The following is a 13,102-nucleotide window of genomic DNA, read 5'->3' on the forward strand; positions in this document are numbered from 1 at the left end:
TTATGATTTTTCAAAAAAGACCCCTTTATTTTTTATCGCTGTTTTTCTTTCTTTTACTTTCCTTGCAAAGTAATGCTCAAGAACAGCAACCTGCTAAAAAACAAACGCCTGGAAGACTTTTCAATGACAGTACTGCCACCGACAGCGATTATTTAATGTCTATTGAAAAAGCAGAGGAAGTTCTGGAATCTGCTTATAACGATATTGATTTTAAAGGCGACACGCACCATCTTTTTGGCGACATGAAACGCACTGAAAGCAAACTAAACCTTATTCTGGCAAGTTTAAAAGGTGCTAATCCAAACGTCCGCAACCAGCAAATGTATCGTATAGTACTGCAGGAAATCCAGCAGGAATTAGAAGATCAGAATAAAGCCGTAAACGAACACAATCTGAATCTCGAAAACATAAAAAAACGTGTTATTGAACTTCGTAAAGACAAAACTTTAATTACCTTAATACGAGATACTATTCGTCGTAAGCAATTCAAAAAAGAATTTGCCAATTTAAAAAAACACTACGTCGGTACAGATAGTTTAATGACTACTAATCAGACTGTATTAAACACTAAAAAAAGACTGATTGTACAACGCCGAATAGCTGTTTCAAACGCTTTGGTGACTGTTGAAAGCAAACTTGAAAAGTCTGGAATAAATATTTTCAACAAAGAATATCCTTCTTTATGGCAGATTAACGATTCTGCTGCAAATAAAAAGGTAACGCATAATATTAAGGCAAAAATTATTATTGAAGAAAATGTTGCAGCCTATTATGTTGGTTATAAAGCCGGTGCTTTAATAACGCTTTGTTTTTTCATGGGATTATTATTTTGGTATATCTCCAGAAATATAAAATACCTTAAAACAAACGGGCACTTCGAAAATCTTTCGCAGCTAAACTTTAAATATTTAAATCGTGGTACTATAGTTCCCGTAATCGTGATTGCTTTAAATATTGTTGTGGTAACCAACTTATATGCTCCTGCCCTTTTTCTGGAATTTATGCAGCTTATTTTACTTGGAGCTTTAACCATACTTTTCAAAAATCAGTGGTCAGGAGTTTCAATGCGCAACTGGTTAATGCTTTTAGGATTATTCTTTGCGCTTTGCTTCCTTGATTTATTTATAACGATTGGTTTGTTGCAACGATTTGCTTTTGTTGCCATTAATGTTCTGGGTATTCGTTATGGATTGATACAAATCAAAACATTAAAGGAAGAGCTTTATATTAAAGCTTTCTTCAAATGGGCAAGCATTATTTTTATTGCTTTAAATGTTTTGTCTATTCTTTATAATGTATTCGGAAGAGTTTCGCTTTCTAATATGCTAAGTTTAACAGCATTTATTTCGCTTACGCAGATTGTTGCTCTAAGTGTTCTATTGAAGATTATTCTGGAAATTATCCTTTTACAGATTTACACCACAAGAGTAAAAAGAGGTATTGTGAAAATGTTCGATTTCGAAAATTTATCGGATACTTTAAAAAAACCGTTTATCATTGTAATTAGTTATATGTGGCTGATTGTCATTGCTTCCAACCTGAATATTTGGGAGTCACTTCGTTCCGGTTTTCAAAAGTTATTAAGTCATCCTAACACTATTGGAAGTATTACCTTTACTTTAGGCAATATCGTTTTATTCTTCATTATCATTTGGGCAGCGCACTTACTTCAAAACTATGTGGCGTATTTCTTTGGTGAAATTGACGACGAAAATGAAGAAAACATCAACAAAAGACAACATTCTAAATTGTTAATTACCCGTTTAGTTGTTTTAATAAGCGGTTATCTTCTGGCGGTTGCTGCATCCGGAATGCCATTAGACAAACTGAGTATTCTTTTAGGTGCTTTAGGTGTTGGTGTCGGACTTGGACTTCAGAATATTGTAAGCAACTTTGTATCGGGAATCATTTTGATTTTTGATAAACCAATTCAGATTGGTGATGTGGTGGAAATTAGTTCAGAATCCGGACGAGTGAAATCGATGGGACTTAGAACCACCAAAATCAACGCTCCAAACGGTGCCGAAATCATTATCCCAAACGGTAATTTATTATCTCAGAATATTACCAACTGGACGTATACCGATAATTATAAATTAGTTGAAGTTACTTTTGAAATCGCCGGCGAAACGGTTCCTGAAGAAATTAATTCAGTAGTAAATGAAACGTTGGCTAATCTCCCAATGGTAAACAATTCAAAACCATCACAAATTTATTACAGTGCTATTTCTGACGGAAAATATAAACTTTTAATCAAATTCTGGTGCAGTATTTACAGAACCGAAGAAACAATAAGTTTAGCCAGACAAGAACTTTACGTAAGTTTTAAAAATAAAGGACTGAATTTCTCTAGTTAAGGGCAATAAATAAATCCTAAGTTAAAAAAGAAAACTACAACTTAAAATAGTGGTAGTTTTCTTTTTTTTATTTCCTGTCAATTATAAACCTTTTTTAAACGTTTAGTTTTTATTGCCTATAAAAATTCAGAACAAAGAACAACTGATTCAGAACAAATCATCTCGGAAATTATAATCTATTTTATAAATTTGAATAGAAACGAAAAAAATACCATTCAACAATTTTAATCTATTCTTTTTTAATCTTTCCTGCAGTGAGATTTTGTATTAGCCTTTTTCTAATTCTAACCTCCTTAATTTGTTTTGGACAGTCCTCTTTTGAGCACTTGAAAAAAGATCTTGAGCAGAAAATAATACACTGTAATTTTAAGGAAGCTTTAGACATCATCAATGCAAATGGTGACATGTATCAAGGTTCAGCAAAAGTTGAACTGGATATTATGAAAATGAAAATCCTCACTGAGTTGGGGCTTTATGATGAATCTTTTAAACTTTCTCAAAATTTAGTCAGTAATTCTCAAACCACTCCGGAACAACAGCATAAAATTCATGTTGAAAGAGCATTGGTTTTTGAAATTAATGACGACTACTCTTCTTGTATTGAGGAATTAAAAAAAGCAGAACAACTGATTTCCAAATATCCTCATCTCAAATCTAAAAACTACACCAATTTTCTTATTCGCAAATCTTCGTATTATCGTGTTACTGGTTCTTCAAAAATTGCATATAATTTGGCACTGCAGGCAGAAAAATATGCAAAAACTGTAAATGACACTATAAATATGCCTGTTGTACATTTAATCATAGCACTTGGTAATCGAAGAATGAATTCAGAGAAAGAATTGCAGCATTATAAGAGGGCACTTTGTTTGTACAAAAGACAGCATCATTACGAAGCCGTTATTTCTATGTATACTAATTTGAGTTACTACTACTTTGATAAAAAAGAGTATCAGCCTGCCACAATTTATATCGATTCTGCACTTGCTATTGTATCAAAATCAAATGTTCTGAGTTATACCGCAGATGTCTACAAAACCAAAAGTATGATATTAGAAAAGGTTAATAAGCCAGATTCTGCCCTTTATTATTTTAAAAAAGCTTCAGAATACTATAAAAAATTTTACAGCGAACAGCGAGATCTTAAGATCAAAGAACTGGAAACACAATACAATTTTGAAAAAGAAAAAACGGAGAAACAGTCCCTTAAAAAAAATATCAAGAACTCCCGTGTCTTCAATGCAACATTAATTATTTCAATTCTTGTTCTGGCTTTGTTTATTCGACAGCTGATGAAGAACAAAAGAAAAATTGAAAAACAGAGAAAAAGAATTTACGAGAACAATCTGGCTCTCAAAACAAGTCTCGAAGAAAAACAATTTCTGGTACAGGAATTAAACCATCGTGTTAAAAATAATCTGGCAGTGATTTTAAGTCTTATCGATTTTCAAAAAGAACAGGAAAAGAATGAAAATTATAAATACAGATTTGATGACCTTTACCAGCGAATTAAAACCATCATGATTGCTCATGAACTTTATACCTATAGTGTAAATTATAATGATAATGCACTGGTAGAAACTCAAAATTATCTCGAAAAAATATTTGAAACCCATCAAAATAGTAGTCTAAGAACATTTACATACATAAATGACGCTGAAAAAATTCTTTTTAATGTTGATAAAATACTTTCTTTAGGATTGCTTTTAAATGAACTGGTAACCAATTCCATAAAACATGCAAATCCTGTCGGAGAACTAATTTTAAATTTGGAACTTAAAAAAACCGATGAAAATCAAATAATAGTTCATTATTTCGACAATGGAACAGTTTTCAATTTTGATAATAATAATGATTCTTTAGGACTTATTATTATTGAAGGAATGGTAAAACAATTAAAAGGAAATTATACCAGAGAAAACGCCCACTATAAAATCGTGTTTCCAAATGACTGAACATAAAAGCAGAATATTAATCGTAGAAGATGAAGTATTAATTGCCTTATCTTTAAAAAAAATGCTGGAACCTACTTTTGCCGCTGAGACCGCTCATGGTTATGAAGAAGCAAAAATGCTCTTGTCACATAAACTTTTTGATCTTGTTTTAATTGATATTTCCCTTTCCGGAGATAAAACGGGACTAGACCTGGCATTATTAATAAATACTAATATTTCGATACCTTTTATATTTACAACAGCCCTAACTGATCCTGGTACTTTAGAAAAAGTAACCAATCTTAGGCCGTCTGCTTATCTTTCTAAACCGGTAGAAAAAGTAAATCTTATAACTGCTATTCATCTGGCTTTAGCCAATGAAGATGCAACTTTTAAAATTGAACTGGGAAAACAGATTTATTATTTTCAGTCCAAAGATTTCCTTTTTGCCGAAGCAGATCACGTATACATTGAAATACATCTTAAATCAGGTAAAAATCAGATTTTAAGAACCACAATGGCTTATCTCGAAGAAGTATTCCCTCCTAAATATTTCAAAAGAATCAACCGCAGCACCGCTGTAAACCCTTATCATGTATCAAAAATCATCAATGATAAACTGCATATCGAAGACCAGATTTTTAAAATATCAAAGAATTTCTGATATTATCTTATAACAAAATAAGAGGGTTTCAGAACAAAAAAAACAGGTTTCAGAACATTTTCTTCAGCATTTCGTCAGTAAAGTTTTAGTTTTATTCACCAAATACTACCAAAAGCCCCCTGTAATATTCTATTTTGTTCGGATGCGACAGACTTCTTTTGGAGCTTCTGTCATTTTTAAAGAAGCAGATTAATAAATTAATTAACTATTCTCTAAAACAATAACGATATGAAAAAACTCTACTTACTTATCAAATTGTGTTATTTTATTCTTTTTTTATTTTTTACCTCAAACAATATAATAGCGCAGACTTCAACAGAATCTTTTGAAACGGAATCAAATGGTTCTTCCAGTTTTACAGACAATGGAGTCATTTTTAACATTATTTCTCATACCGCTACATTCGACATACAGGCAAATTATCCGGGAACAGGCTGGAGCGGAACAGCAAATGACAATAGATATATTGACAACGCAAATTCTCCAAATTCAAATGCCTCTTTTAGCATTAAGACCACTTCAAACCTGTTTAAAGTAAACCGATTTTGGATATTTGCATCAGAAGCAAACCTCAATCAAAATGTTACCGGAACACTTACAATCACAGGTAAACTAAGTGGAGTAACCAAATTTACTCAGACTAAAACTAATGGTTTTGCTACTTCATTAGGCTCTACTAATGGGTATACTTTAATAGATCTAACCAACTTAAATGGGCAAAATTATTCTAACATAATTATAGATCAACTTCAGATTACAGCAGGTGGAAACTTTGCTTATATAGGGTTAGATGCCTTTACCTGGGTAAAAGATAGCAACGTAGTACTAGGTTGTTTAAACTTTTCATCACAACCGTCTAACAGTACAATTTGTGCCGGTGCCAATAGTTCTTTCACTGCAGCAGCAAATTTTGCAGATAACTATCAATGGCAGGTAAATACCGGAACCGGATTTACAAATGTTCCTAACAGTGCGCCGTATTCCGGTGGTACATCATCTACACTTACCATAACTGGCGCAACAGCCGCAATGAATGGATATCAATATAAAGTAATCGCATCAGGGTCCTGTGGAACATCTACTTCTTCAAATACAGCCACTTTAAATATTAACTCTGCTCCAGCAATAACATTAAATCCTATTAATAACAGCCCTATTTGTTCAGGAGGCAATGTTTCTTTTTCTGTATCGGCCAGTAATGCAACACAATATCAATGGCAGGTAGATCAAGGAAGTGGTTTTTCAAATATTTCAAACAATGCACCTTATTCTGGTGCAAATACCACCACTCTAAACATTACTGGAGCAACAGGAACGATGAATGGATACAAGTATCGCGCTGTAGCAAAAGGAACATGTTCTCCAGATGCAACGTCAAATAGCGCTACACTAAATGTAAATCATATCAATGTAACGGTAAGTAAAATTGATGTAAAATGTTATGGCAATTCAACTGGCGAAGCCACTGCTACAGCCAGTAACGGAGCAGGTACGTATACCTACTCCTGGGCTCCATCTGGTGGAACTGCCGCCACTGCAACCGGACTTGCAGCTGGTACTTATACGGTAACTGTTACGGATGCTAATAATTGTCAAGCAACAGAATCATTTACTATTACGCAACCTAGTGCTCCTTTAAATGCGTCACCACTTGCTCAAACCAACATAGCCTGTTTTGGAGGTTCTACAGGATCTGCAACTGTTAATGTAACAGGAGGAACAGGCGCGTATTCATATTCTTGGGCCCCTTCAGGCGGAACTTCGTCAACAGCTACAGGACTTTCAGCAGGAACATATACAGTAACTGTAACTGATGCCAACAACTGTACAGATACTCAAAGTTTTACAATAACTCAACCTGCAGCAGCATTATCTACAACAGCAGGTACTATAAATAATACAAGTTGTAATGGCGGTAGTAACGGGACAGCACAAGTAATAGCATCTGGTGGTACTCCTGGTTATACGTATTCATGGGCTCCATATGGAGGTACTAATGCGACCGCCACAGGAATTGCTGCAGGAACATATACCGTTACCGTTACTGATGCCAACGGTTGTACAGCAACGCGAAGTTTTACGATAACACAACCTAATCAATTAGTAGCATCAGTTGGTGCACAAACCAATGTTAGCTGCAATGGTGGCGCTAATGGTTCTGCAACCGTGGCAGTAACTGGAGGTACTCCTTCATATACTTATTATTGGTCTCCTACTGGCGGAACCGCAGCCACAGCATCTGGCCTGGTTGCTGGGACTTATACTGTCACAGTTACCGATGCAAATATCTGCCAAACTACACAGAGCTTTACCATTAACCAACCAACACCTTTAATTTCAGGAATTTCTAAAACAGACGTTGCATGTAATGGTGGTTCAACAGGAAGTGCTACAGTAACACCAACTGGTGGAACCAGTGCTTATACCTATTTATGGTCTCCATATGGAGGAACTGGAGCTACAGCTTCTGGATTAGCCGTAGGAAATTACAGTTGCTTAATAACTGACGCAAACGGATGCTCTATAACAAAAAATATTACTATTAACCAACCTTTGACTTTAGGTGCAACAACTTCACAAACAAATGCCACTTGCTCTTCTGGTGGCGATGCAGCCGTAACACCATTCGGGGGTGTAGGAGGTTATAGTTATTTATGGACACCTGGAGGCGCTACAACACAAAGTGTTTCAGGTTTGGCGGCTGGTAACCATAGCTGTTTGATCACTGACGCTAATGGTTGTAGCATTACCAAAAATTTTGTTATTGCCACTAATAATACACTAGTTGCCAGCACTTTTCAGACTAATTTATTATGTAATGGTGTCAATACAGGCTCAGCTGGGGTAATTCCGACTGGAGCTCCTGGACCATATACTTATGTTTGGTCGCCTTCGGGAGGTAATACCGATACAGCTACAAATCTTGCTGCAGGTAATTATAGCATATTGATTACGGCTTCTAATGGATGTTCTATAACAAAAAACTTTACAATTACACAGCCATCGGCACTTATAGCTACTGCAGGTGCACAAACAAATGTTACTTGTAATGGCGGAACAAATGGTTCTGCCACTGTAAATGTTACTGGTGGAACTGGTGCATATACTTATTCATGGGCGCCTTCCGGAGGAAGTGCTGCAACCGCAAACGGACTCGCTGCCGGAACTTACACGGTAACAGTAAAAGATGCTAATTTATGTCAAAAAACACAAAGTTTTACGATTACAGAACCACCTCTTCTAACGGCATCAACGTCTCAAACAAATGTTTCTTGTAAAAATGGATCTAACGGAACTGCAACGGTGAATGTTACTGGAGGAACGGGAACATATACTTACTCATGGGCTCCATCTGGAGGAACAAATGCAACAGCTAGTGGACTTGCCGCAGGAAATTATACTGTAACAGTTAAAGATGCTAATCTATGTATGATAACAGCAAATGTTACTATAAAGGAGCCTGATCAGCTTACTGCGGCGATATCCAAAACAGATGTTTTATGTAATGGTGCCAATAATGGTACTGCTACTGTAACAGCTTCTGGAGGAACCGGAACTTATACTTACGCATGGGCTCCATTTGGTGGAACTGCGGCTACGGCAACTGGATTAAGTCCGAATACTTATACCGTTACTGTTACGGACGAAAACGGATGTTTTACAACTCAAACCGTTCAAATCATAGAACCTCCAGTACTTTCTATATTAGATTCACATACAAATGTATCTTGTAATGGAGGTAATAACGGTTCGGCTTCTGTAACTGTATCCGGCGGAACCGGAACTTATACTTATTCCTGGGCTCCATCTGGAGGAACTGCGGCGACGGCAACTGGTCTTTCTGCGGGAGTTTATACTGTAACTGCAACTGATGCAAATTTATGTTCAATTTCTAAAACAATTACAATTACAGAACCCGATGTTTTAGCTACAAATGCAACAATAATAGATGTTTCCTGTCATAATGGAAATAACGGTTCTGCTTCAATAACGGCAACAGGAGGAAGCGCTCCATATACTTACTTATGGAAACACAACGGAGCAACCACATCATCTGTAACGGGGCTTGCCAAAGGAACTTATGAAGTCATTCTAAAAGACAGTAATTCTTGTACTTTATCTACATTTATCGAAATAAAACAGCCGGAAAATCCAGTTAATCTTAATACAGCAAGTGTTTCAGAAATAACAGTTTCCGGAGCTAAACTATCAGGCACAGCTTCTTCTGACGGAATAAATACGGATAAGGGAGAATGTTTAACAGAAGTTGGTTTTGTATACGCATTACATACCAATCCATCTACAGCAGACACTAAAATCAATACAACTGCTGCATTAGGCAACTTTACAACCACTTTAACTGGTCTTAGAGGAAACCGAACTTATTACATTAGAACGTATGCTGCAAACAGTAATGGTTATATTAATTATGGAAATGAAGTTAGTTTTACTACAGAAAAATATACACTGAATATAACTGCATCTTCAGGGCATACAAAAGTTTATGGCACTTCTGATCCAGTATTCAATTATACTGCAACTGGATTTGCTAACGGAGATACTAATACTATAATTACCGGACAACTTTCCAGAGAAATGGGAGAAAATGTCGGAAAATACAATATCACACCAGGAAATATCAATGCCGGCGCAGATTACACAATTGTTTTTACTGGTGCTGAATTTGAAATCACAAAAGCAAATCAGACTATAACCTGGGATCAGACTTTAGAATTTGGCTGTGATGATTCGACTGTTATTAACTTAAACGCAACAACAGACAGCGGATTAACTGTTTCATACACCATAGCTAATAACGAAATCGGTACAATAAATGAATCAACTTTAACTATTTTGAATTCCGGAAGCACAACGATTACAGCTGTTCAAAACGGAGATCAGAATCATAATCCTGCTGTGGCTGTAATTCAACCAATCGAAGTAAGTCAATCCGGACTTATAACACAACAATGGGCAGATGTTCTTTTATTTGATAATAAATCCAATAGTTTTACAAGCTACCAATGGTATAAAAACGGAAGTGCTGTTTCTGGTGCAACACGCCAGTATTACAGCGAAAACCAGCCATTAAACGGTTCGTATTATGTTATTGCTAAAAATACAAATGGCAGTTCAATTAAATCATGTCCAATTGAAGCCACTGGAACTGCTTTTTCTAAAAGTTTGAAAATCCATCCAAATCCTGTAAGGCCAATGAGCGAATTTACTTTAGAATGCGACTTCAGCGAATCTCAGCTAAATGGATCCGAGATTACCGTTTTTGACATTACAGGAAAATTAGTGCAGACTATTACCAATGTAAAACCTCAAAATCAAATCACTGCTCCTTCTCAAGTAGCCATTTATGTTGTCGTTCTTTCACTGAGTAATGGTCAGAAAAAAACAATCAACTTATTGGTTAAGTAAAAATGAGATTTAATTTAAAATGAAAGAAATGAAAATTAAAATCACCATAGCGATAGTAGTATTTTTTAATCTCACTATAAAAGCACAGGAACTTAATATAAAAATCAATGGAGGACCATCGGGAATTCTTTACGATAGCTCTATTGGAGAAGGCAAACTAAAATTTGGAGGAGGAATTGGTGTTGGATACACCTATTTCTTCAGTAAAAATTGGGGAATTTCTACAGGAATTGATGTAATGTACAATCAGAACAGTTTTGAACTGAATGATGGAAACACTATCAACTCTTACGAAGTTGACGATCAAACTTCTGCATTTGAATACCGTGTAACTCCGTCAAAGTACAAGGAAGAACAACATTTTATTGCAGCCTCCATTCCACTTCTTATCCAATACAGAACTGCTTTTGCTTCTAACACGCAATGGTATCTTGGATTTGGAGGAAAAATCCTTTTTCCCGGAAAGCAAACCGTAAAAGCGTCGGCTAATCAATTACAGCTGAGCGGTTATTATCCGGATTTAAATTTAGTGATCGATGACCTGCCCTCTCATGGTTTTGGACAGTTAACAAACTGGAAAGACGAAACAAAAACAAGTTTGGATCCCACGTTTTTATTAAGTGCAGAAACAGGGCTTACTTTTAAAATCAAAGAAAAGACACAGCTTTATACTGGAATTTATCTGGATTATGGTTTAACCAATTTAGCCAAAGAAACTCCAGATCTTAATATCGTGGCTTATGATCCAAACGGAATTAATAATACTCAGGCAAATGGTACAATCGGAAATAAAAGAATTGTTCAGGACACCCGCTACCTTTCTGCAGGCATTCAGATTAAATTAGGTTTTTCATTAGCTAAAGAAAAATCACAACCCGCAGAACCAAAAACAGAAACAGTAGTTCAAACACAAGTTGCTGCTCCTGTTCAGGAAACTCCTCCTACTCAGCAAAAAATAGTTGAAACGGCTCCTGTCAAAACTGAATTGACAACGGAAGAAAGAAATTATATCGAGAAAAAACCGCTGGCATTTCAGGAAGTTGGAAATACAAGTGTAACTCCGGAACTCGCTTCCAGATTAGACGAAATTGCTAAAATTTTAAACGCAAACCAAGATACAGATTTAAATATTACAGGCTATACCTGTGATATTGGAACCAAAGAACGCAATCTTGAAATCGGAATGCAAAGAGCTCAGGCTGTAGCCGATTATTTAAAGAATAAAGGAATCCAATCCAATCGTATGCATCTGTTCTCAAAAGGAGAAAGTGAACCACTCGTTCCAAACAATCCTGCAGAAAATAAACCGCTCAACAGAAGAGTTTCACTTATACTGATAGACGCAAAATAATTTTTTTTAACTACAATTGTATAAAGCATGATGCAAGAGTTTCTTTATCTCTTCATCATGCTTTTTCTTTTTCATAACACCCTCCTTTATCGCACTAATATTTTCCCAATATCATTAGAGTATACTTTTATTTTAAAACAATTCAAAAACTAACAATTATCATATTTTATTTCCTTTTTAATGCCTTCATTTGTTTTAATTAAAACAATACCAAATACTTAACCAATTTCTTATAATGTGTTAATTGTTTCGCCATGCATATTGATACTGACTTACTTTACACTTGGGGTGCTGTAGCTAAAAAGATTCCTAAAAATTCAATTATTTTTTTTGAAAATGATGTTGCACTTTCCTATTTTCAAATTTTAGAAGGAACAGTAAAAATGAGTTATACTAACGAAGATGGCAAAGATTTGACGGTTGGTATTTTTAATGAAGGAAATAGTTTTGGCGAACCGCCACTTTTTATCGGACAGCCCTACCCCGCTTCGGCAATTGCCCAGACGGACTGTATTGTTTTAAAATTATCCAAAACAAACTTCTTTTCTTTTCTTGAAGAAAACCCGGAAATGCAATTTAAAATACTCAAATTATTTGCATGGAAAATCTATAATAAAATTGTTTTTTCTAAAAATATAGTCAATCATAAACCAGAATATCGTATTCAGTATTTTTTAGATAACTTAAAAAAACAGGAAAATATCGCATCGTGCACAAAAATGAAAATTCCATATACAAGGCAAGAAATTGCAGATTTTACAGGACTGCGGGTAGAAACCGTAATACGCACATTGTCACTTATGAGCAAAAACAAAAAAATTGAAATTATAGATCACAAATTGTTTTACTAATTTCATGTCTTATGATTTGAATCATACTTAAACAATTCCATTTTTTCTTTATTTGTATAAGAGTAAAAGAAATTATTAATTCAGTTCTAATAGCTTTAAAAATAAAAACGGGAGCTTTAAAAGTTCCCGTTTTTATATTAAGAAATGACCTTGTTCATCATTAATTTTGAAATATTTTCTGCCCTTACTTTTATCTCATCAGCCTTTTCTCCTTCAAACAAATCATCGACTGTTTTTTTCCAAAGCTTTGTCCAATGTTTAAAATGAGCATCTGTAAGTATACTTTTCAGGTTCAGCGTTCGATGCTTCATCATAGGATTTCCTTCAAAATTTCCCGTATGAAAAAGAATGTTATCCCAAAAGTTATACATAATCGGCAGATGTTTCTCCCAATTGACTGCAGCGATTTCTGTAAACAAATATCCTATAGTCGAATCTGATCTTACTTTCAAGTAAAAAGCATCTACCAATACAATTATATCATCTTTATTTTTAATATCTGTTTTCATATTTATTTT

The 13,102-nt window shown here is 35.0% G+C and carries 7 protein-coding genes; 6 read left to right on the forward strand and 1 reads right to left on the reverse strand.

What is annotated here, in order from left to right:
• Positions 1-2 precede the first annotated feature (2 nt).
• The 6 genes from HYN56_RS18845 to HYN56_RS18870 all read left to right on the forward strand — a co-directional run bounded on the left by HYN56_RS18845 (position 3) and on the right by HYN56_RS18870 (position 12,584).
• Positions 3-2,357 carry a mechanosensitive ion channel family protein gene (locus HYN56_RS18845; RefSeq protein WP_109193589.1) on the forward strand — a complete coding sequence of 785 codons (2,355 nt, stop codon included), beginning with the start codon at positions 3-5 and terminating at the stop codon, positions 2,355-2,357.
• Positions 2,358-2,683: 326 nt separating this feature from the next.
• The gene (locus HYN56_RS18850) at positions 2,684-4,312 is read left to right on the forward strand and encodes a sensor histidine kinase (RefSeq protein ID WP_109193590.1); all 1,629 of its coding nucleotides are present in this window, start codon (positions 2,684-2,686) and stop codon (positions 4,310-4,312) included.
• Positions 4,305-4,955, forward strand: a complete 651-nt coding sequence (locus HYN56_RS18855) for a response regulator transcription factor (RefSeq protein ID WP_109193591.1) — start codon at positions 4,305-4,307, stop codon at positions 4,953-4,955. The genes HYN56_RS18850 and HYN56_RS18855 overlap by 8 nt, the downstream gene beginning before the upstream one ends.
• 228 nt (positions 4,956-5,183) lie before the next feature.
• Complete coding sequence (locus HYN56_RS18860; RefSeq protein ID WP_109193592.1) at positions 5,184-10,382, forward strand: MBG domain-containing protein; 5,199 nt, start codon at positions 5,184-5,186, stop codon at positions 10,380-10,382.
• A 28-nt stretch (positions 10,383-10,410) separates the two neighbouring features.
• Positions 10,411-11,733, forward strand: a complete 1,323-nt coding sequence (locus tag HYN56_RS18865; RefSeq protein ID WP_167398331.1) for an OmpA family protein — start codon at positions 10,411-10,413, stop codon at positions 11,731-11,733.
• A 254-nt stretch (positions 11,734-11,987) separates the two neighbouring features.
• Positions 11,988-12,584, forward strand: coding sequence for a Crp/Fnr family transcriptional regulator (locus tag HYN56_RS18870; protein WP_109193594.1), 597 nt, complete (start codon positions 11,988-11,990; stop codon positions 12,582-12,584).
• Between the two features lie 137 nt (positions 12,585-12,721).
• Here the strand turns inward: HYN56_RS18870 and HYN56_RS18875 are convergent, their stop codons facing one another.
• On the reverse strand, positions 12,722-13,093 hold the full coding sequence (locus tag HYN56_RS18875; RefSeq protein ID WP_109193595.1) for a group III truncated hemoglobin: 372 nt from the start codon (positions 13,091-13,093) through the stop codon (positions 12,722-12,724).
• Positions 13,094-13,102 lie beyond the last annotated feature (9 nt).

Source organism: Flavobacterium crocinum, assembly GCF_003122385.1.
Taxonomy (GTDB): Bacteria; Bacteroidota; Bacteroidia; order Flavobacteriales; family Flavobacteriaceae; genus Flavobacterium; species Flavobacterium crocinum.

What these genes read in the sequence shown, in the direction of transcription:
- HYN56_RS18845 (WP_109193589.1), top strand. Translation starts at nt 3, where the DNA reads ATGATTTTTCAAAAAAGACCCCTTTATTTTTTATCGCTGTTTTTCTTT.
- HYN56_RS18855 (WP_109193591.1), top strand. Translation starts at nt 4,305, where the DNA reads ATGACTGAACATAAAAGCAGAATATTAATCGTAGAAGATGAAGTATTA.
- HYN56_RS18865 (WP_167398331.1), top strand. Translation starts at nt 10,411, where the DNA reads ATGAAAATTAAAATCACCATAGCGATAGTAGTATTTTTTAATCTCACT.
- HYN56_RS18875 (WP_109193595.1), bottom strand. Translation starts at nt 13,093, where the DNA reads ATGAAAACAGATATTAAAAATAAAGATGATATAATTGTATTGGTAGAT.
- HYN56_RS18860 (WP_109193592.1), top strand. Translation starts at nt 5,184, where the DNA reads ATGAAAAAACTCTACTTACTTATCAAATTGTGTTATTTTATTCTTTTT.
- HYN56_RS18870 (WP_109193594.1), top strand. Translation starts at nt 11,988, where the DNA reads ATGCATATTGATACTGACTTACTTTACACTTGGGGTGCTGTAGCTAAA.